Annotated in this window: 22 protein-coding genes; 10 read left to right on the top strand and 12 right to left on the bottom strand. The window is 70.6% G+C overall.

Translation table 11 applies throughout. From position 1 onward, the window contains the following. Positions 1–3 precede the first annotated feature (3 nt). The 4 genes from R9Z33_RS10880 (at position 4) to R9Z33_RS10895 (ending at position 4,280) form a co-directional block, all read left to right on the top strand. Positions 4–837: an ABC transporter ATP-binding protein gene (locus tag R9Z33_RS10880; RefSeq protein ID WP_318651318.1), complete on the top strand. Its 834-nt coding sequence runs from the start codon at positions 4–6 to the stop codon at positions 835–837. Positions 838–861: 24 nt separating this feature from the next. Further along, complete coding sequence (cynS, locus tag R9Z33_RS10885) at positions 862–1,344, top strand: cyanase (RefSeq protein ID WP_318651319.1); 483 nt, start codon at positions 862–864, stop codon at positions 1,342–1,344. 76 nt (positions 1,345–1,420) lie between these two features. Then, positions 1,421–2,233: an aspartate dehydrogenase gene (locus tag R9Z33_RS10890; protein ID WP_318651320.1), complete on the top strand. Its 813-nt coding sequence runs from the start codon at positions 1,421–1,423 to the stop codon at positions 2,231–2,233. A 70-nt stretch (positions 2,234–2,303) separates the two neighbouring features. Next, positions 2,304–4,280, top strand: a complete 1,977-nt coding sequence (locus R9Z33_RS10895; protein ID WP_318651321.1) for an alpha/beta hydrolase domain-containing protein — start codon at positions 2,304–2,306, stop codon at positions 4,278–4,280. A gap of 27 nt (positions 4,281–4,307) precedes the next feature. Here the strand turns inward: R9Z33_RS10895 and R9Z33_RS10900 are convergent, their stop codons facing one another. From R9Z33_RS10900 to R9Z33_RS10940, 9 genes are read right to left on the bottom strand one after another with little or no spacing between them, the layout of a single operon-like run. Next, positions 4,308–5,360: an alpha/beta hydrolase gene (locus R9Z33_RS10900; RefSeq protein WP_318651322.1), complete on the bottom strand. Its 1,053-nt coding sequence runs from the start codon at positions 5,358–5,360 to the stop codon at positions 4,308–4,310. Positions 5,361–5,411: 51 nt separating this feature from the next. Continuing rightward, positions 5,412–5,954, bottom strand: a complete 543-nt coding sequence (locus tag R9Z33_RS10905; RefSeq protein ID WP_318651323.1) for a chromate transporter — start codon at positions 5,952–5,954, stop codon at positions 5,412–5,414. Further along, the gene (locus R9Z33_RS10910; protein ID WP_318651324.1) at positions 5,951–6,499 is read right to left on the bottom strand and encodes a chromate transporter; all 549 of its coding nucleotides are present in this window, start codon (positions 6,497–6,499) and stop codon (positions 5,951–5,953) included. The genes R9Z33_RS10905 and R9Z33_RS10910 overlap by 4 nt, the downstream gene beginning before the upstream one ends. Continuing rightward, positions 6,496–7,014 (bottom strand): chromate transporter, encoded by a 519-nt coding sequence (locus R9Z33_RS10915; RefSeq protein WP_318651325.1) that lies wholly within the window; start codon positions 7,012–7,014, stop codon positions 6,496–6,498. Before R9Z33_RS10915 ends, R9Z33_RS10910 begins: the two co-directional genes overlap by 4 nt. Beyond that, positions 7,011–7,571 carry a chromate transporter gene (locus R9Z33_RS10920; protein WP_318651326.1) on the bottom strand — a complete coding sequence of 187 codons (561 nt, stop codon included), beginning with the start codon at positions 7,569–7,571 and terminating at the stop codon, positions 7,011–7,013. Before R9Z33_RS10920 ends, R9Z33_RS10915 begins: the two co-directional genes overlap by 4 nt. Continuing rightward, positions 7,564–8,742, bottom strand: coding sequence for a M20 aminoacylase family protein (locus R9Z33_RS10925; protein ID WP_318651327.1), 1,179 nt, complete (start codon positions 8,740–8,742; stop codon positions 7,564–7,566). Before R9Z33_RS10925 ends, R9Z33_RS10920 begins: the two co-directional genes overlap by 8 nt. An 18-nt stretch (positions 8,743–8,760) precedes the next feature. After that, the gene (locus R9Z33_RS10930; protein ID WP_318651328.1) at positions 8,761–9,591 is read right to left on the bottom strand and encodes an NAD(P)H-binding protein; all 831 of its coding nucleotides are present in this window, start codon (positions 9,589–9,591) and stop codon (positions 8,761–8,763) included. Then, positions 9,588–9,929 (bottom strand): hypothetical protein, encoded by a 342-nt coding sequence (locus R9Z33_RS10935; RefSeq protein WP_318651329.1) that lies wholly within the window; start codon positions 9,927–9,929, stop codon positions 9,588–9,590. The genes R9Z33_RS10930 and R9Z33_RS10935 overlap by 4 nt, the downstream gene beginning before the upstream one ends. Beyond that, positions 9,929–11,635: a dihydroxy-acid dehydratase gene (locus tag R9Z33_RS10940; RefSeq protein WP_318651330.1), complete on the bottom strand. Its 1,707-nt coding sequence runs from the start codon at positions 11,633–11,635 to the stop codon at positions 9,929–9,931. The genes R9Z33_RS10935 and R9Z33_RS10940 overlap by 1 nt, the downstream gene beginning before the upstream one ends. 222 nt (positions 11,636–11,857) lie before the next feature. Here R9Z33_RS10940 and R9Z33_RS10945 point away from each other — a divergent pair, with 222 nt between their 5' ends. Together R9Z33_RS10945 and R9Z33_RS10950 are read left to right on the top strand one after the other, a co-directional pair. Next, on the top strand, positions 11,858–12,115 hold the full coding sequence (locus tag R9Z33_RS10945) for a hypothetical protein (protein ID WP_318651331.1): 258 nt from the start codon (positions 11,858–11,860) through the stop codon (positions 12,113–12,115). Positions 12,116–12,158: 43 nt separating this feature from the next. Then, positions 12,159–12,527, top strand: a complete 369-nt coding sequence (locus tag R9Z33_RS10950) for a hypothetical protein (protein ID WP_318651332.1) — start codon at positions 12,159–12,161, stop codon at positions 12,525–12,527. A gap of 11 nt (positions 12,528–12,538) precedes the next feature. Here the strand turns inward: R9Z33_RS10950 and R9Z33_RS10955 are convergent, their stop codons facing one another. Next, positions 12,539–12,901, bottom strand: coding sequence for a hypothetical protein (locus tag R9Z33_RS10955; protein WP_318651333.1), 363 nt, complete (start codon positions 12,899–12,901; stop codon positions 12,539–12,541). Between the two features lie 146 nt (positions 12,902–13,047). Continuing rightward, positions 13,048–13,530: a hypothetical protein gene (locus R9Z33_RS10960; protein ID WP_318651334.1), complete on the bottom strand. Its 483-nt coding sequence runs from the start codon at positions 13,528–13,530 to the stop codon at positions 13,048–13,050. Positions 13,531–13,698: 168 nt separating this feature from the next. On the opposite strand from R9Z33_RS10960, the gene rplM reads away from it, so the two are divergent. The 3 genes from rplM to argC all read left to right on the top strand — a co-directional run bounded on the left by rplM (position 13,699) and on the right by argC (position 15,742). Continuing rightward, positions 13,699–14,169 carry a 50S ribosomal protein L13 gene (gene rplM, locus R9Z33_RS10965; RefSeq protein WP_318651335.1) on the top strand — a complete coding sequence of 157 codons (471 nt, stop codon included), beginning with the start codon at positions 13,699–13,701 and terminating at the stop codon, positions 14,167–14,169. Positions 14,170–14,172: 3 nt separating this feature from the next. Continuing rightward, positions 14,173–14,673, top strand: a complete 501-nt coding sequence (rpsI, locus tag R9Z33_RS10970; protein ID WP_318651336.1) for a 30S ribosomal protein S9 — start codon at positions 14,173–14,175, stop codon at positions 14,671–14,673. A 127-nt stretch (positions 14,674–14,800) separates the two neighbouring features. Further along, positions 14,801–15,742 (top strand): N-acetyl-gamma-glutamyl-phosphate reductase, encoded by a 942-nt coding sequence (argC, locus tag R9Z33_RS10975; RefSeq protein WP_318651337.1) that lies wholly within the window; start codon positions 14,801–14,803, stop codon positions 15,740–15,742. 59 nt (positions 15,743–15,801) lie between these two features. Here the strand turns inward: argC and R9Z33_RS10980 are convergent, their stop codons facing one another. Continuing rightward, positions 15,802–16,440, bottom strand: coding sequence for a TetR/AcrR family transcriptional regulator (locus R9Z33_RS10980; protein WP_318651338.1), 639 nt, complete (start codon positions 16,438–16,440; stop codon positions 15,802–15,804). 74 nt (positions 16,441–16,514) lie between these two features. Between R9Z33_RS10980 and R9Z33_RS10985 the strand changes: the two genes are divergently transcribed. After that, on the top strand, positions 16,515–18,275 hold the full coding sequence (locus R9Z33_RS10985) for a sulfatase-like hydrolase/transferase (RefSeq protein WP_318651339.1): 1,761 nt from the start codon (positions 16,515–16,517) through the stop codon (positions 18,273–18,275). Position 18,276: the final 1 nt, after the last annotated feature.

The following is an 18,276-nucleotide window of genomic DNA, read 5'->3' on the forward strand; positions in this document are numbered from 1 at the left end:
GCGATGACCAACCGGATCGTTTCCGTCGAGGGAATCGCGCGCAAATTTCCTGGGCTCACTGTGTTCCAGAATGTCTGGTTCGGGATCGAGCGGGGCGAATTCGTCTGCCTCGTCGGGCATTCGGGCTGCGGCAAGACGACCATCCTGAACATCCTGGCCGGGCTCGACACGCCGAGCGACGGCGTGGTGCTGGTGGATGGCAAGGAGATCGAGGGCCCCTCGCTCGACCGTGCCGTCATCTTCCAGGGCCATGCGCTGATGCCCTGGCTGACCGCCGAGCAGAATGTCGCCTTCGCCGTCTCCTGCCGGAATCCCAGCTGGGACAAGGGGCGGGTGCGCGATGCGGCGCGCGAGGCGCTGGCCCGCGTGGGGCTCACCCAGGCGGCCGAGCGCAAGCCCTCGCAGCTCTCGGGCGGCATGAAGCAGCGCGTGGGCATCGCCCGTGCGCTCTCGGTGAACCCCAAGCTGCTGCTGATGGATGAGCCCTTCTCGGCGCTGGATGCGCTGACCCGCGGCTCGCTGCAGGAGGAGGTCTCGCGCCTCGTCACCGAGGCGGGGCAGACCGCCTTCATGATCACGCATGACGTGGATGAGGCGATCCTGCTGGCCGACCGCATCCTGCTGATGACCAACGGCCCCGAGGCGCGCGTGGCGGAGGTGGTGCACAACCGCTTGGCCAGGCCCCGCACCCGCGCCGATCTGCACCACATGCCGGGCTACCACCCGCTGCGCGACCACATCATGGACTTCCTGATCACGCGCAGCCGGACGCTCGCGGGGACACCCCCCGCCGGTTACGACGCCCGCAACCCGCCCGTCGTCGAACTCGGCGGCTGATTTCACAACCACAGGAGAAACGCGATGACGCGCGCTCAACTCACGGAAAAGATTCTCGACATCAAGCGCGAGAAGGCCTGGACCTGGAAATACATCTGCGAGGAAATCGGCGGCATGTCGCCGACGCTCATCGTGGGCGCCCTGATGGGCCAGATGAAGCTGGTGAAGCCGCTGGCCGCCAAGGCCGCGAAGCTGTTTGGCCTCTCCGAGGTCGAGGAGCGGATGCTGAACGAGGTGCCCTATCGCGGCACGCCCATGCCGCCGACCGACCCGCTGATCTATCGCTTCTACGAGATGGTGATGGTGAACGGCCCGGCCTGGAAGGCGCTGATCGAGGAGGAGTTCGGCGACGGCATCATGTCCGCCATCGATTTCGACTTCGACTTCGAGCGTGTCGCGAACCCGAAGGGCGACCGCGTGAAGATCACCATGTCCGGCAAGTTCCTGCCCTACAAGTATTACGGCAACGAGCAGGGCATCCCGGATTACGGCTTCAAGGAAGACTGATCTCCGCGCTGGCCGGTCTTCGCGCCGGCCCGATCTGGTGCTTTATCCCTCCCGAGGTCTCTCGGGAGGATTTTTCATGTCTGCGGAATTGACGGTCGGCATCGCCGGCCTCGGCGCCATCGGCCTGCATCTGGCGCGCGCGCTGGACAAGGGCGTGCAGGGGCTGCGCCTCGTCGCCGTCAGCGCGAAGGACCAGACGAAGGCCGCCGCCAATGTCGCGGGCTTCGCCAGCAAGCCCGCCATCGTGCCGCTGGCGCAGCTGGCCGAGATGGCGGACATCGTGGTGGAAGCGGCACCGGCCGCCGTCTTCGAGGAAGTGGCGTCATCCGCGATCGAGCGCGGGCGCGTCTTCGTGCCCTCCTCCTGCGGCGCCCTGCTGCCGCGCATGCATCTGGTGGAGCGCGCGAAGCAGACCGGCGCGCGCATCATCGTGCCCACCGGCGCGCTGCTCGGCCTCGATGCCGTGCGCGCGGCGGCGGAGGGCAATGTCTCCTCCGTGACGATCGAGACGCGCAAGCCGCCGGGCGGCCTGGTCGGCGCGCCCTATCTCGACCAGCAGAAGATCGACGTCCTGGCGATCACCACGCCCACGATGATCTTCAAGGGCAATGCCTTCGACGCGGCGCAGGGCTTCCCCGCCAATGTGAACGTGGCGGCCGCGCTGGCGCTGGCCGGCATCGGGCCCGAGCGCACCATGGTGGAAATCTGGGCCGACCCGGCGATGACGCGCAACCAGCACACCATCCGCGTGGAGAGTGCCGAGGTGCGGCTGACCATGACGATCGAGAACGTGCCGAGCGTGGAGAACCCCCGCACCGGCAAGATCACGCCGCTCTCCATCCTCGCCTGCCTGCGCGGGATGACGAGCACGCTCAAGGTGGGCAGCTGAGGCTGGCGCCCCGGGCTTGTCTCGGGGCTGCCGGCGCGCGCAAGCTTGGGGTCCGGAGAGGAAACACCCCATGCGAAACATCGCGCTCATGCTGGCCCTTGCGGCCACGCCCGCCGCCGCGCAGGTGGCGCGCTTCGAGATGGAAGCGCCCACCCCCGCCTATGCGGGCACGAGCTTCGGCGCCGCCGGCCCCTATGAGCTGCTGCGCGGCCGCGCCACCATCGCGCTCGACCCCGCCGATCCGCGCAATGCGGTGATCGCAGACATCGCGCTCGCGCCGCGCAACGCGGCCGGGCGCGTGGAGGCGGTGGCGGATGTGCTGATCCTGCGGCCCACCGACCCCGCGCGTGCCAATGGCACGCTGCTGGTGGAGCCGCCCAATCGCGGCCGGCAGATCATCGGACAATTGCTGAACGATGCGCCGGGCGCCAGCAATGGCCGCTATGCGACGGCGGCCGATGCCGGCAATGGCTGGATGTTCCGCCAGGGCTATACCCTCGCCTGGATCGGCTGGCAGGGTGACCCGACGCCGGGGCAGGGGATGCGCGTGCAGGTGCCGCGCGTACCGAACGTGACCGGCACGGTGCGCGACGAATTCGTCTTCGACAACCGCACCAATCCGGCCATCGGCCGCCTCACCTATGAGCTTGCCGACCCCGCGAGCCTGCGCGTCACGGTGCGCGCCCGCACCGAGGATGCGCGCGCCACGCCACCCGGCCTCGCCGTCGCCTTCACCGCGCCTGATCGCGTGACCATCACGCGCCCCGAAGGCTTCGATGCGGGCGCGATCTACGAGGTGACGTACACGGCGCGCGATCCGGGCGTGATGGGGATGGGCTTCGCCGCCTTCCGTGACGTCGCGGCCGCGCTGCGCCATGGCGAGGTGCCCATGGATCCGCAAGCGGGGGGAAACCCGCAGGCGGGCCGCGCCTCCGCGCGCGCCGTCACCCTCGGCGTGTCGCAATCTGGCCGCTTCCTGCGTGATGCGGTCTATCTCGGCTTCAACGAGGACACGGCGGGGCGCCAGGTCTTCGATGGCATGGTCCCGCACATCCCCGGCGCGCGCCGCACCGACATGAACGCCCGCTGGGCGCAGCCGGGCCGCAACCCCTCCGACCACACGGACCGCCTCTACCCGGCCGACCAGTTCCCCTTCACCTATGCCGATACGACCGACCCGCTGAGCGGCACCACGGACGGCCTGCTGCGCCGCTGCACCGAAGCGCGCCGCTGCCCGCGCATCATGCAGACCGACACGGAGTTCGAGTTCTGGGGCGCCCGCGGATCGCTGACCGTGACGGATGCGGCCGGCCGCCATGTCGCGCTGCCGGCCAATGTGCGGGCCTACATGTTCACGGGGCACCCGCACTACGCGACCGCCGAGGCCTGGGCGCAGCAGGGGCAGCTTTGCGCCATGCCGCTCAATCCGCTCCAGGCCGGTGCGCCGATGCGCGCGCTGATGGTGGCGATGGAGGCCTGGATGCGCGAGGGCAGGGAGCCGCCCGCCTCACGCACGCCCAATGTGGCGGATGGGACGCTGCGGCCCTCGGGCAACCTGGCCCGGCGCGGCGAGGGGCCGGCCAACTTCGCCTTCCCCCCGATTCCGGGCCTGGTCGCGCCCGACTCCATCACGCCTGCCTACCGGTTGGATCTCAACGTGATGCCGCCGCGCGCCATCGGTGCCTGGCCGGTGCTGGTGCCGACGGTGGATGCGGATGGCAATGCCGTGGGCGGCCTCCGCCTGCCGGTGATCGCGGCGCCGCGGGCCACCTATACGGGCTACAACCCGCGTGCGGCGGGCTTTGGTGCCGGCGCGCTCTGCACCAACCAGGGCGCCGCGCTGGCCTTCGCGGCGACGCGGGCCGAGCGGGAAGCCCGCGGCGATCCGCGCCCCTCGATCGCCGAGCGCTGGCCGGATCAGGCGGCCTATGTCGCCGCCGTGCGTGCGAGTGCGGAGGGCCTCGTGGCGGAGCGCCTGCTGCTGGCCGAGGACGCGGCGGCGATGGTCGCGGCGGCGGAAGCGGGAACGCTGGCGCGGCTGCGCTGACGGGGCGGCGCGGCGATCAGGCGCGGGTCACAGCACCACGCGCCCACCGGCGCCGCGGTCATCCATCACGCGGGCCATGTCGTCCCGCACCTCGGGGATGCGGCGGTAGAACTGGTGGCTGGAATCCAGACTGAGGCCGGGGCCCGCATCCTCCAGCCGCTCGCAATCCACGAAGCGCGAACTCTCGCGCGGGTAGCGGGTGAGGTCGGTGCGGTCCACCGGGCCGCTGCGGCCCAGGCGCTGGATGTTGTTCACCACCTGGCTCAGCCGCAGCACCTGGTCGCCCGCCGAATGATAGAGGCTGACGCGCCCCGACAGCGCGGCGAGATGGCCGAGCCAGGCCGGCCCGCGCCCGGCCTCGGCATGGGGGCAATCGGCCGCGGCGCTCAGCGCCTCGTCGAAGAGAGCGCCGGGGGGCAGGCCCATGGCGGCCCAGCGGTTCAGCGCCGCCTCCAGCGCCCAGTTGCCCATGGAATGCGCCAGCAGGAAGACGCGCCCGCCGCGCCGCCGCACCCGCCGCATGGCCGGGCGCAGGCGGTCGAGGAAGCTCACGAGATCGGCGGCGGAAGCGGCGGCCGCCGCCTGGTCCTCGAAATAGGCATTGGCCAGCGGCGAGGCGGTGATGCCGAGGAGCTTGAGCGCCAGCGTCATCGGCCCGAGCGCGAGGCCGCCCAGCACATCGCCCGGGTCCACCACCACGCCACGCGAGGGCCAGGAGAAGCTGACCACGCTGCAATCGGCCGCCGTGATGCCCGATGCGGCGAGCCATTCGCGGTTGAAGGCGGCGCGGGTGATGCTGTCGGTGAAGCTGTTGGCGAAGCCATGGACGAAGATCAGGAGGTTGCGGCCCGAGGTCAGGTCCGCCGCCACCGTGTCGCTGAAATCATCCGCCGCCACGCCCTCGATGCGCGCGAGGCGCCCGGCCTCCAGCCGCGCGAGGTCGGTGCCCTCGACGAAGCCGACGGCATGGGTGACGCGCCCGGGCAGGCCGGCGGGCCCGCTTTCGCCCGCGTAATGGGCGGCGTTGGTGCCATCGCCCTGGAGCTGGCGGTTGGTCGCGAAATAAACCGTCGTATTCATGCAATCGACATTGGCACGCAACCTGGGCGCGCAAAAGGGGGCGGGCTGCACTCAATGCAGGAAAATCGCCCCCAGCGCGGCGCCCGCGCCCAGCACCCAGAGCGGGCTGAAGCGGCTGCGCCAGACGAAGAGCGTGCTGGCGATGGAAATGGCGATGGCGAGCGGCGCGCCCCCCGTGCCGAAGGCCGCGCCCTGCGCCAGCAGCAGGCCCGAGGCGGCGATGAGCCCGACGGCAATGGGCACCATGCCGCGCTCGAAGACGCGCATCGCCATGGCCCCCTGCAGATGCCCGCGCAGCCGGCAGAAGGCGTAGGCCAGGATCGAGGTCGGCCCGCACATGGCCAGCATGGCGGCGAACATCCCGGTGAGGCCCGCCACATGCCAGCCGAAGAGGCCCACCACCATCACATTCGGCCCGGGGGCCGCCTGGGCCAGCGCGTAGCGCTTGGAGAAGGCGAGGTCATCCATCCAGCCATGGGTTTCCACCATCAGCCGGTGCATCTCGGGCAGGGCCGCCACGCCGCCGCCCACCGAGAGCAGCGAGATGCCGAGAAAGCCCGAGACCAGCGCCCAGAGGTCGTCCCCGTCGTTCATTTCCGCAGGGCCCACCAGGCGGCGAGCAGGCCGAAGGGGGCGAGGCCCAGCACCACGAAGGGCAGGGGCGCGCGCAGCAGCGCCAGCGCCAGCGCCGCGAGGCCGACGGCCAGCAGGGGCAAGGTGGGCCTCAGCTTCACGCCCATCTTGATCGCGGTGCCGAGCACCATGCCCGCCGCCGCGGCCGCGATGCCGGTGAGCGTGGCGCGCACCAGCGGCAATTGCCCATAGGCGTCATAGAGCGCCGCGATCCCGGCCAGCAGCGCCATCGGCCCGGCGAGGAGGCCGAGCGCGCAGGCGAGCGCCCCCATCGCCCCACCGAAGCGCGTGCCGACACCGATCGCCGTGTTGAGCGCATTGGGGCCGGGCAGCACCTGGCCCAGGCCCAGCGTCTCGGCGTATTCCTGCTCGGTCAGCCAGCCGCGCTTCTCCACCAGCATGTGGCGCGCCCAGGCATTGACGCCGCCGAAGCTGGTGAGGCCGATCTGCAGATAGGTGAGGAAGAGCGCGCGGTTGGAAGGATGCGCGCGCAGCCCCCCGCTCACAGCAGCAGGAGCCCGAGCGCGCCCCCGCCCGCCAGCACCCAGAGCGGCGAGTATTTCGTCCGCCAGACGAAGACGGTGGAGACGGCGATGATGACGAAGCTGAGCAGATTGGTCCCCGCCGCCTGCGCCATGATGACGCCCGAGCCCGCGATGAGGCCCACGGCCAGCGGCACCAGCCCGAATTGCGCCGGCTTCAGCCAGGTGGCGCCCCGCAGCCGGTGCGTCAGCCCCTGCATGCCATAGGCGAGGATGGCCGCCGGCAGCAGCATGCCGATCGTGGCCATGGCGAGGCCGGCCGGGCCCGCGATGTGCCAGCCCATGACGGAGGCCGCCAGGATGTTCGGGCCGGGTGCCGCCTGGGCGAGGGCGAAGAGCTGGCTGAAGGTCGCGTCATCCATCCAGCCATGCACATCCACGACGAGGCGGTGCATCTCGGGCAGCACGGCATTGGCGCCGCCGATGGCAAGCAGCGAGAGCGTGCCGAAGGCCAGCAGGATCTGCAGCAGGAGGGTCATGCCGCCCGCTTCCAGCTGCGCCGCAGCGAGAGGAAGACGCCAAGCGGCGCCAGCACCACGACGATGAGCGGCAGCGGCAGCCGCAGGAAGGCGGCGCCTGCCACGGCCAGCAGGCCCACCACGATCAGCTCCGGCGGCGGGCGCAGGTTCTGGCCCATCTTGATCGCGGTGCCGATGACCATGCCGGCGGCGGCGGCGGCGACACCCTGCATGAAGGGAGCGACCCCCGGCCGCGTGCCATAGAGCTCATAGAGGATGGAGAGCGCGATCAGGATGCAGAGCGGCCCGATATAGAGCCCGGCGGTGGTGATCAGCGCACCCGCAAGCCCGTGGAAGCGCCGGCCTATCATCACGGAGGCATTGCCGACATTGGGCCCGGGCAGGATCTGGCCGAGGCCGAGCACCTCGGCATAGTCGCGCTCGGAGAGCCATTTGCGCTCCTCCACGATCACATGGCGCGACCATGGGCCGACGCCGCCGAAGCCCAGCAGCCCGATCTTCACATAGCCGAGGAAGAGGTCGAGCTTGCCGGGGACGGGCGCCTCGCCCTCAGCCACGGGGCAGAAGCTGCTCGGCCAGCGTCACCCAATAGCTGGCGCCGATGGGCAGCAGGTCGTCGTTGAAGTCGTAGAGCGGGTGGTGGACGCTCGCCTCCTTGCCGGTCTTGGCGCCGCCCAGCATGAGATAGGCACCGGGCTTGGCGTTCAGCATGAAGGCGAAATCCTCGGCGCCCATGGTCGGCTTGGGCATGTGCGCCACGCGCGCCTCGCCCGCCACGGCCAGCGCCGCGCGCTTGGCGAGCTGCGTGCTCTCGGCTTCGTTCACCGTCGCCGGATAGGCGCGCAGGAATTCGGCGGTGGCGGTGGCGCCGAAGCTCGCCGCAATGCCGGTGACGAGGGATTTGAACTTCGCCTCCAGCAGGTCGCCCACCTCGGGCAGGAACCAGCGCGCGGTGCCCAGCATGCGGACCGTCTCGGGGATCACGTTGTAGGTGTGCCCGCCCGAGATGTGGCCGATGGTGATGACGCCCGCATCCGCCGCATCCAGGTTGCGGGCCACGATGGTCTGCAGCGCCTGGACGATGGCGGCCGCGATCACGATGGGGTCATTGCCCTGGAAGGGCAGCGCGCCATGCGCGCCCTGGCCGGTGATGGTCACCTCCAGATTGGCCACGGCGGCCATGACCGGGCCCTCACGCCAGGCGAAGGTGCCTTCCGGCATGGCGGGCCAGTTGTGCAGGCCGAAGATGCGCTCCATCGGGAATCGCTCGAAGAGGCCCTCCTGGACCATCACGCCGCCGCCCGCGAGGTTCTCCTCGGCCGGCTGGAAGACGACATAGATGGTGCCGTCGAAGTTGCGCGTCTCGGCGAGGTATTTGGCGGCCCCCAGCAGCATCGTCGTATGGCCGTCATGGCCGCAGGCATGCATCTTGCCCGGGATGGTGGAGGCATGCGGCAGGCCGGTCGCTTCCTCGATGGGCAGCGCGTCCATGTCGGCGCGCAGGCCGATGGCGCGGCCCGTCTTGCCGTTGCGGCCATGGATGACGCCGACCACGCCGGTCTTCGCGATGCCGGTCACGACCTCGTCGCAGCCGAATTCGCGCAGCTTGTCGGCGACGATGGCCGCGGTGCGGTGCTCCTCGAAGCCGAGCTCGGGGTGCATGTGGAAATCGCGGCGCCATTCCGTCATCTCGGGATGGAATTCGGCGATGCGGTTGATGATGGGCATGGGAGCTCTCCTGTTCCCTCAACAAAACGTCCGCTTGAGACCTTCGGCAAGGGGGATGGGGATGATGCCGAGCGTTTCGCGCATGGCGGCGATGTCGAAGGCCTTGTCCTCGGTCAGGCGGCGGATCTCCTCGGCGCCGATCCGGGGCAGGAAGGGCAGGGCGCGGGTCAGCGGGCTCAGCGCCATCAGGAGCCCGGCCGGGATGGGCAGCACGGGGCGCGGCGCGAGGCCGGCGGCGCGGGCGACCTCGGCGCAGAAATCGCGATAGGGCAGGGGCTCGGGCCCCGCGATGATCGTCACCTCGGGTGCCATGTTGCCGCGCCGGGCCGCGGCGATCAGGCAGCGCGTCACATCCGCCTGGTGGATGGGCTGGACCAGGCTTGCGCCGCCGCCGGGCAGCGGCAGCACCGGCAGGCGGCGCATGAGGGCGGCGAGGCGCTGGACATTGTCCTCGCCCTCGGCGCCGTAGATCATCGTGGGATGCAGCAGGACGCCGGGCCGGCCGCTGGCGAGGAAGGCGGCCTCACCCGCGCGGACGCCATTGCCGTGATCATCTGGCCAGCGCGAATGGCGGCGCGTGCTGCCCATGAACACGAAGCGCGCATCCGGCGGCGCGGCGGCGAGGATGGCCGGGATATGCCGCGCATGGGCGCAGGAGATGATGGTGCCCGCACCCGCCAGCGCGGCGGCGAGGGCCGCCGGATCCCCCAGATCGGCCACGGCATGCGGCGCGGCGATGCCGAGCGCCTGCCACTTCGCCGCATCGCGCACCACGGCGCGGAAGGGCTCATCCAGCGCGCGGCAGAGCTTGGCCCCGGAACGGCCGGAGGCGCCGAGGATCGCGATCATCGCGCGCGCGGGCGCTCCTGCCCGTTGCGGCCCATGCGGCGCTGGCCGGCATAGGTGCAGAGGAAGGAGCGCGCGCCATCGGCCTGTTCGAGATGGATGGGGTGGTTGAGGTCGCAGAAGCTCGCCGCGATGGGCAGCGCCTCCTGCGTCAGGCCGAACACCATCAGCGCATCGCCGCGCTGGCAGCGCTCGGCCGCGATCCGCTGCGCGATCTCCGTCGCGGGCGTGCCGGTGGTGGCCAGCGCCCAGCAGATCTGCCCGCCATGCTCGCTGGCACCTTGCGCCTGCCCGCCGGCGGGAAGCAGCAGGAGCAGGCCGAGCAGGGCGAGTGCGCGCATCACACCCCCTCGGCGCGGAGGAAGCGCAGATCCGCGCCATCGGGGGCCTGGAGCACCTGCTCATGCACCAGGCGGTCCCAGCCGCGCTTGGGCGTGGCGCGCGCGGACCATTTGGCGCGGCGGGCGGCGAGCGTCGCCTCATCCACCAGCAGGTCCAGGCTGCGCTTCTTCACCGAGAGGCGGATGCGGTCCCCAGTTTCCGCGAAGGCGAGCGGGCCGCCGGCCTGGGCCTCGGGCGCGATGTGCAGCACCACCGTGCCGAAGGCGGTGCCGGACATGCGGCAATCGCTCATCCGCACCATGTCCTTCACGCCGGCCCGCGCCAGCTTCTTGGGGATGGGCAGGTAGCCCGCCTCGGGCATGCCGGCGGCCGAGAGGGGACCCGCATTCTTCAGGATCATGATGGTGTCGGCCGTCACGTCCAGGTCATCGCGGTCGATGCGCTCGGCCAGGTCCTCGACGCTGTCGAAGACCATGCAGGTCGCCTCATGCTCGAAGAGGGATTCGGTGGCGGCCGAGCGCTTCAGGATCGCGCCATCCGGCGCCAGCGAGCCGAAGAGGGCGACGAGGCCACCCACGGGCGAGACCGGCTTCTCGCGCGCCTTGATGTAGGTGCGGTCCACGAAATGCGTGCCGTCGCCGATGCGCTCGGCCAGCGTGCGGCCGTAGACGTCCTTCGTCTCCAGGTGCAGCAGGTCGCGGATTTCCCAGAGCAGCGCGCGCATGCCGCCGGCGAAGTGGAAATCCTCCATGTAGCCCTCGCCGGTGGGCTTCAGGTCCACCAGCACGGGCGTCTCGTCGCTCATCTGGTCGAGGCGCTTGAGGTCCACGCGCAGGCCCGCGCGACCGGCGATGGCGGCGAGGTGCACCAGCGCATTGGTGGAACCGCCCAGGGCCAGCAGCACGCGCATGGCGTTCTCGACGGCCTCGATGGTCAGGATCTCGGAGGGGCGGACCTTGAGGCCCATGGCGAGGCGGCCCGCCTCCTCGGCGATGCGAAGGCGGTCGGCGTGGACGGCCGGCGCGCTGGCGCCTTCCAGCGGCATGAAGCCGAGGGTGGCGACCAGGCAGGCCATGGTGCTGGCCGTGCCCATCACGCCGCAGGTGCCGGCGGTGACGGCGAGCGCGTTCTCCACCTCGTTGATGCGCGCCTCGCTGACGTCACCCGAGCGGTAGCGCGCCCAGTAGCGGCGGCAATCGGTGCAGGCGGCCAGCCGTTCGCCCTGGTAGCGATTGGCGCTCATCGGGCCGGTGACGAGCATGACGGCCGGCACATCGGCCGAGACGGCGGCCATGAGCTGGGCGGGGACGGTCTTGTCGCAGCCGCCCACCAGGACCACGGAATCCATGGGTTGCGCGCTCACCATCGCCTCGGTGTCGAGCGCCATGAGGTTGCGGTAGTGCATGGAGCAGGGCGTGAGGAAAGGCTCGCAGAGGCTGATGGTCGGGAAGGCCATGGGAAGGCCGCCCGAGAGCATCACGCCGCGCTTCACCGCCTCGATGAGGTCGGGCACGGAGCGGTGGCAATTGTTGAAGTCGCTCGCCGTGTCCACGATGCCGACGACGGGGCGGGTCAGCGCGTCCTTGGAATAGCCCATGGAGGCCGCGAAGCTGCGGCGGAGATAGAGGGCGAATTCGCGGTCGCCGTAATTCGCGGCGTTGCGGCCCAATCCGTGAGCGGCGGGGTTGTTGGTGTCGTCGGTCATGGCGCGCTCTCCTGCTGGCTTTCTCACGTCTTAGGCCGGAAGCGCGGAGGGGCGAAGCCCCGGGGGCGGGATGGCGCCGCCTGCCGCGTGTGGCGATGGCCTGAAGGGGCGGGGGCATGGGGCCGTTCGCCAGGGCAGCCGATGCTCTTCCGCGGGCGGGGCTTGCGAGCCGGACATCGCCTTGCTCAGCCCCGGTTAACCTGGGCGCGCGAGGTTGCGCCCATGCAGATCCGCCCCTTGCTTCATGCCGCGTTGCAGGAGGCCGGCACGCGCATCGCCTACCTCGTCCAGGTGACGGCGCATGAGCCGCTGCGCCTGCGCGGGACGATGACGCTGCCCGGGGCGGATTCCCGCTGGCCGAATGGCGGCCCCATGGTGCTGTCGCAGGGCGCCTCGCGGAAGGATATCTATGCGCTGCGCGACGACCCGCGGATCAGCGATGCCGAGCTCCAGGCCTGCGCCACGCTGATGTGCTGGTAGGCGCTTCACCCGGCGTTAACGCCGCGGTGCGAGGCTGCCGGCCATGATCATGCACCGCCCCGCCGCCTTCGTTCTTTCCGCCTGGGCCCTCTGCACCATCTTGCTCGCCGGCCCCACCGCGCGCGCCGATGTGCCGACGCCCTGCGGGCCGCGCGTCTCGGCCAGCTACAGCGCCGTGGGGGAGGGGAATTGGCGCTACCTCTATCTGATCGAGGTGGTGGCACATCGCGCGATGGAAGTGCGGGTGACGCTGCGACTGCCCGACACGGCCACGCGCTGGCCCAATGGCGCGCCCGTCAACATGCAGCCGGGCATGACGACGCGGTACCCCTATGCCGAGGGCGTCGTGCGCCACTTCGGCCCGGCGGAGATGCAGGCCCATACCACGCTGATGTGCCGCGAACTGGGCTGAGCGCCGCGCCGCTACTCCTCGCTGCAGATGAAGTTGAGGACGTGCCCGCTCATCCGCAGGACGGTCCCGCCGCTGGGCTGCCAGATGGTGCGCCCACAGTTCGCGGCCGCTTCCCAGCGCGCGTTCCAGGACTGCACCTGGAAGCGGACCCCGAAGGGCCTCACGAGGCGTACGCAGTAGCGCGACTTGCCGCCCACCCGCATCCACTCGACATTGCTTTCGAACCCGTCGCTCCGGATCTGAAGGATCCTGACCCGCGTCTGCACGGCCAGCGTGTCATTCGCGAAGCAGAAGAGCTGGCTGTTCGATTGCGCGGCGGCGGGCAGCGGCGCGGCCAGCGGTGCCAGCAGGGGAAGCAGGAGGAGCTTTCGCATGATTTGCCTCACGGATGATGCAGGCCGGATCATGCAGGGTGCGGCACGGGCTTGCCAATCGGCGCTGCCGGGGGCGCCGTTCGGCCCGGCCTATCGCGCGATAGCGGCGCCGCGCGGCGCGCTGGAAGCCGGCTGCTCGGGAGACGTCAGGGGCAGGCGGTGCCCCGGCCGGCATCGGCGATCTGTCGCGCGCGGGCATTTTCGTCCGCGCCCCGCGCCTCGCCCAGGTAGCAGACGCTGGTCGCGCCGATCCGGTAGACCTCAAGGCGCGAGCCGCGCGGCCGGAGGTCGTCATCGCGCAGGCCGCGCCGCAGGATGAGGGCATAGGGGCGGCCCTCGGCCAGGCGCCACTCCACGCGTCCCGTGACGCCGCCCGCGCCCTCGATGGAGGGCGGGCTCACCTGCGCCACCGTCCGGCCCAGGCGCAGCGTGACGATGTCCACCGCGTGATCGCCATTGACGCGCAGGCCGAGTTCCGCGGGGCCGGGGCATTCGCGCGTCCCCTCATCGCCGCGCACCGGGCGGCAATTGGGGCCTGTCAGGTCGGTGTAGCTGCTGGATTGTGCGGCGGCCGGGGCGGCGGCCAGCGCGGCCAGGGCGGCGGCGAGGGGCAGCAGGGCAGGTGACATGCTCGGTCTCCGGCAGGAACCCGGAAAGGCTATGCCGGGCCTGGGCCGGCTTCAAGCCGGAAGGCTGCGGTATTATGATACCTCATCAAAAAAACGAACGGGCGGCTTGACCCTGCGGACCGGGTGCTGCAAACAGCGGCCCCAGATCAAGCGTATTTGAAGGTTATCATGCTCAGCACACAGACCCGCTCGCTGAAGCCGGCCGAGGTGACGAAGAACTGGTGGGTGATTGACGCCGAGGGCCTCGTGCTCGGCCGTCTCGCCACCATCGTCGCCAACCGGCTGCGCGGCAAGCACAAGCCCCAGTTCACCCCGCATGTGGATTGCGGCGACCATGTCGTCATCCTCAATGCCGGCAAGGTGAAGCTGACCGGCAACAAGGCCGAGCAGTCCATGTTCTACTGGCACACGGGCTTCGCCGGCGGGATCAAGGAGCGTTCCAAGGGCCAGCTGCTCGAGGGCCGCTACCCCGAGCGCGTCATCACCAAGGCGGTGGAGCGCATGATCACGCGCGGCCCGCTCGGCCGCAAGCAGATGAAGAACCTGCACGTCTATGCCGGGACCGAGCATCCGCATGCCGGCCAGGCGCCGGTCGCGCTTGATGTCGCCGCCATGAACCGCAAGAACAAGGTCGCCTAAGTCATGAGCGAGCAGACCACCGCCAATTCCCTCGCGGACCTCAAGAACCTCGTGCAGGGCAACACCGTTGCCCCCGGCGCCGAGGCTTCCGCCCCCGTCCAGCCGAAGCGTGACGCCCAGGGCCGCGCCTATGCGACCGGCGGCCGCAAGGAATCCGTCGCCCGCGTCTGGGTGATGCCGGGCAAGGGCAAGTTCACCATCAACGACAAGCCGGCCACGCAGTATTTCGCGCGCCCCGTGCTGCGGATGCTGATCGCCCAGCCCTTCCTGGTGGCCGACCGCTACCAGGCCTTCGACGTGGTCGCCACCGTCTCTGGCGGCGGCCTCTCGGGCCAGGCCGGCGCGGTGCGCCATGGCATCAGCCGCGCGCTCGTGAACTACGAGCCGGAGCTGCGCAGCATCCTGAAGAAGGCGGGCTTCCTCACGCGTGATCCGCGTGCGGTCGAGCGCAAGAAGTACGGCAAGGCCAAGGCCCGACGTTCCTTCCAGTTCTCCAAGCGCTGACGTCCAGGATCCGGGCGTCACGCCCGGCCTGCATGCCGGACATACGAAAGGGGCGGATCCGCAAGGGTCCGCCCCTTTTGCCTTTCAAACCCTACCTGGTTCACTCTGCATCCTCACGGAGATTCACATGGCGAGCATTTTCATCGACGGCGAAAGCGGGACGACGGGGCTGCAGATCCGCGCCCGCCTGCAGAATCATCCCTCGCTCACCATCCGCTCGATCGCGGAGCATGAGCGCAAGGACCCCGCCGCGAAGCGCCGCCTGATGGAAGAGGTGGACGCCGTCGTGCTCTGCCTGCCCGATGCCGGCGCCAAGGAGGTGGCCGCCATGGCCGCCGAGATGGGTGACGCCGCGCCGAAGCTGCTGGATGCCAGCACCGCGCATCGCGTGAACCCGGACTGGGTCTATGGCTTCCCCGAGTTGACCGAGGGGCATGCCGCGCTGATCGCGAGCGCCAAGCGGGTGGCGAATCCGGGCTGCTACCCCACGGGCGGCATCGCGCTGCTGCGCCCGCTGGTGGATGCCGGGATCATCCCGCCCACGCATCCCATCACGGTCAACGCCGTCTCGGGCTATACCGGCGGCGGCAAGGCGATGATCGCGGAGTTCGATGAGGGCACGGCCGCGCCCTTCTTCCTCTATGGCCTGGCACTCGAGCACAAGCATGTGCCGGAGCTGCAGCTCTATGGCGGGCTGAGCACGCGGCCGATCTTCGTCCCCAGCGTCGGCAATTTCGCGCAGGGCATGCTGGTCAGCATCCCGCTGCACCTCGATGCCCTGCCGGGCAAGCCCAAGCCCGCCGACCTCGAGGCCGCACTCACCGCGCGCTACGCCAAGTCGGGCTGGGTGCGCGTCATGCCGGCCGACGCCGCCGCGCGGCTGGAGCCGGAGCCGCTGAACGGCTCCAACATGCTGGAGCTGCGGGTCTACGGGAACGCGAAGCACAACCAGGCGGTGCTGGTCGCGCGGCTCGACAATCTGGGCAAGGGTGCCTCGGGCGCCGCGGTGCAGAACCTCGGGCTGATGCTCGGCGTGGATGTGAGCGAGGCGCTGCCGCTGGCGGCGTGACCGGAAGAGCGAGAGGGCGATGCCCTCTCGCGCTCACCCGTTTCCGGGACCTTCGGGCGTCACGAAGCCCAGGGCAGACCGGGCAGGCCGAGCGGAAGACGCGCCACCTCCTCCGCATCGGGCACAGCGAAACCCCGCAGCACGGCCAGCGCCACGCCCTCGGCATGGCCGGGCGGCGCCTCGCCGCGCAGCACGGCGCGCATGCCCAGGATGCCCGCGCCCAGCACGATATCCGCCGCCGCCTGCATCGAGGCCGCCTGGAAGCGGCCGCTCTCCAGCCCCTCGCGCAGATCCTGGCCGAGATTCTCCGTCATCCGCGTGCCCAGCGGCGCCGCCACGAAGGCGATCCGCACCACCGCCCAGCCCCATTCCGGCTCGGCCCCCGCCCGGCGGATGTAGCAGCGCAGCGAAGCAGCCAGACGCGCCGCCGGGTCGCGCCATGCCCGCAGCGGCAGGATCTCCAGGCCGATCACCTCCGCCGCCTCGATCGCCACCGCGGTCAGCAGCGCCTCGCGCGTTTCGAAGTGGTTGTAGATGGTGCCGCGCGCCACGCCGGCCGCACTTGCCACATCCTCCAGCGCCGGCGCGTCGGGGCCAAGCCGCGCGAAGACCTGCGTGGCAGCCCCCACCAGCCGCGCGCGGGTGCGGGCGCGGCGCGCATGGCCGATCTCGGCACGGGAGGCGGGCTTGGCCGTCATGGGAGGGATTGTATTGACGAAAGCGTCAATTTGACAATAGCGTCAGTCCAGATTGGATGAGAAAGGACAGCGCCATGATCCAGATGCCGAATGCGGCGCCCACGCGCCGGGGCGTGCTGCTTGGCGCCGCCCTGGGTGCCACCCTCACGCAGGCCGAGGCCGGCGCGCAGCCCGCCGCCCCCGGCCTCGCGCTGCGCGGCGGCAGCAACCGCCCGCCCAACCTGCTTTTCATCTTCACCGACCAGGAGCGCTACGCGGCGCGGTGGCCCACGGGCCTCTCGCTGCCCGGCCATGAGCGGCTGGCGCGCGCCGGCATCACCTTCCACGCGCATCAATGCCCGGCGGTGATGTGCACCTCCTCCCGCGCCGTGCTGATGACCGGGCTGCAGACGCCGGACAACCGCATGTTCGAGAATGCGGACGTGCCCTGGGTCTCCAAGCTGCCGGATAACATCCCCACCATCGGCCACATGCTGCGCGCGGCCGGCTACTACACGGCCTACAAGGGCAAGTGGCACCTGAACGACCAGTTCGACACGGAGGAGCCCGAGCGCCTCTTTACCCGCGAAATGGAGAGCCACGGCTTCGCCGACTACAATGGCGTGGGCGACATCATCGGCCATGCGCTGGGCGGCTTCGAGTTCGACCACCTGATCTCGGGCAGCGCCGTGACCTGGCTGCGCCGGCATGGCCGCGGCCTGCAGGAGCAGGGGCGGCCCTGGGCGCTCTTCGTCAGCCTCGTGAACCCGCATGACGTGATGTATTTCAACACGGACCTGCCGGGCCAGCCGGTGCAGGACAGCCCGGCCCTGATGCGCCGCCCGCAGCGCGCGCCGGACCATGCGCTGTATCGCGCCACCTGGGACACGCCCGTTCCGCCCACCCTGACCGAGGCGTTCGACGCGCCGGGCCGCCCCGCCGCGCATGGCGAGTTCCAGCGCATGTGGGACATCGTGCTCGGCCACATCCCGCGCGAGGCCGAGCGCTGGCGCCGCTTCCACGACTACTACATCAACTGCATCCGCAACGTGGACAACTCGCTGACGGCGCTGCTGGGCGAGCTGGATTCGCAGGGCATCACCGACCGCACGGCGGTGGTCTTCACCTCCGACCATGGCGAGATGGCGGGTGCGCATGGCCTGCACGGCAAGGGGCCGTTCGCCTACAAGGAGACGACGCACCTGCCGCTCTACGTCACCCACCCGGATGTGCGGGGCGGGCAGGATTGCGCGGCGCTCTCGAGCCATATCGACCTCGTGCCCACGCTGCTGGCCATGGCGGGTGTCGCGCCCGGCCGCGTGGGGGAGCTGGCGCGGCGCGACCTGCCGGGGCGCGACCTCACGCCGCTCATGGCCAATCCGGGTGCTGCGGGCGTGAACGCGGTACGCGAGGCGGCGCTCTTCACCTATAGCGGCCTCAGCACCAATGACGCGGCGCTGTGGCGCGCGGTGCAGGCGGCGCGCGTCGCGGGCCTCAACCCGCAGGAGGAGCTGAAGCGCCAGGGCTTCCAGCCGGACCTGACGAAGCGCGGCAGCCTGCGCAGCATCTTCGACGGGCGCCACCGCTTCACCCGCTACTTCGCCCCCACACAGCGCAACCGGCCGGAGAACCTGGACGAGCTTTATCGCTGGAACGACGTGGAGCTGTTCGACCTGACGGCCGACCCGATGGAGACGCGCAACCTCGCCGCCGACCGCGCGGCGAACGCGGCCCTCATCGAGGCGATGCGCGCCAAGCTGGAGCGCGCCATCGCGGCCGAGATCGGCGTGGATGACGCGCGCGAGATGCCCGATTTCCCGCGCATCGAATGGACGATCGACCGCGTGGACCTCTGAG

The organism is Sediminicoccus rosea, assembly GCF_033547095.1.
Lineage (GTDB): Bacteria > Pseudomonadota > Alphaproteobacteria > Acetobacterales > Acetobacteraceae > Roseococcus > Roseococcus rosea.

Excerpts from the sequence above, each read along its gene's own strand:
- R9Z33_RS10880 (WP_318651318.1), top strand. The coding sequence starts at position 4 with ATGACCAACCGGATCGTTTCCGTCGAGGGAATCGCGCGCAAATTTCCT.
- cynS (WP_318651319.1), top strand. The coding sequence starts at position 862 with ATGACGCGCGCTCAACTCACGGAAAAGATTCTCGACATCAAGCGCGAG.
- R9Z33_RS10890 (WP_318651320.1), top strand. The coding sequence starts at position 1,421 with ATGTCTGCGGAATTGACGGTCGGCATCGCCGGCCTCGGCGCCATCGGC.
- R9Z33_RS10895 (WP_318651321.1), top strand. The coding sequence starts at position 2,304 with ATGCGAAACATCGCGCTCATGCTGGCCCTTGCGGCCACGCCCGCCGCC.
- R9Z33_RS10900 (WP_318651322.1), bottom strand. The coding sequence starts at position 5,360 with ATGAATACGACGGTTTATTTCGCGACCAACCGCCAGCTCCAGGGCGAT.
- R9Z33_RS10905 (WP_318651323.1), bottom strand. The coding sequence starts at position 5,954 with ATGAACGACGGGGACGACCTCTGGGCGCTGGTCTCGGGCTTTCTCGGC.
- R9Z33_RS10915 (WP_318651325.1), bottom strand. The coding sequence starts at position 7,014 with ATGACCCTCCTGCTGCAGATCCTGCTGGCCTTCGGCACGCTCTCGCTG.
- R9Z33_RS10925 (WP_318651327.1), bottom strand. The coding sequence starts at position 8,742 with ATGCCCATCATCAACCGCATCGCCGAATTCCATCCCGAGATGACGGAA.
- R9Z33_RS10930 (WP_318651328.1), bottom strand. The coding sequence starts at position 9,591 with ATGATCGCGATCCTCGGCGCCTCCGGCCGTTCCGGGGCCAAGCTCTGC.
- R9Z33_RS10935 (WP_318651329.1), bottom strand. The coding sequence starts at position 9,929 with ATGCGCGCACTCGCCCTGCTCGGCCTGCTCCTGCTGCTTCCCGCCGGC.
- R9Z33_RS10940 (WP_318651330.1), bottom strand. The coding sequence starts at position 11,635 with ATGACCGACGACACCAACAACCCCGCCGCTCACGGATTGGGCCGCAAC.
- R9Z33_RS10945 (WP_318651331.1), top strand. The coding sequence starts at position 11,858 with ATGCAGATCCGCCCCTTGCTTCATGCCGCGTTGCAGGAGGCCGGCACG.
- R9Z33_RS10950 (WP_318651332.1), top strand. The coding sequence starts at position 12,159 with ATGATCATGCACCGCCCCGCCGCCTTCGTTCTTTCCGCCTGGGCCCTC.
- R9Z33_RS10955 (WP_318651333.1), bottom strand. The coding sequence starts at position 12,901 with ATGCGAAAGCTCCTCCTGCTTCCCCTGCTGGCACCGCTGGCCGCGCCG.
- R9Z33_RS10960 (WP_318651334.1), bottom strand. The coding sequence starts at position 13,530 with ATGTCACCTGCCCTGCTGCCCCTCGCCGCCGCCCTGGCCGCGCTGGCC.
- rplM (WP_318651335.1), top strand. The coding sequence starts at position 13,699 with ATGCTCAGCACACAGACCCGCTCGCTGAAGCCGGCCGAGGTGACGAAG.
- rpsI (WP_318651336.1), top strand. The coding sequence starts at position 14,173 with ATGAGCGAGCAGACCACCGCCAATTCCCTCGCGGACCTCAAGAACCTC.
- argC (WP_318651337.1), top strand. The coding sequence starts at position 14,801 with ATGGCGAGCATTTTCATCGACGGCGAAAGCGGGACGACGGGGCTGCAG.
- R9Z33_RS10980 (WP_318651338.1), bottom strand. The coding sequence starts at position 16,440 with ATGACGGCCAAGCCCGCCTCCCGTGCCGAGATCGGCCATGCGCGCCGC.
- R9Z33_RS10985 (WP_318651339.1), top strand. The coding sequence starts at position 16,515 with ATGATCCAGATGCCGAATGCGGCGCCCACGCGCCGGGGCGTGCTGCTT.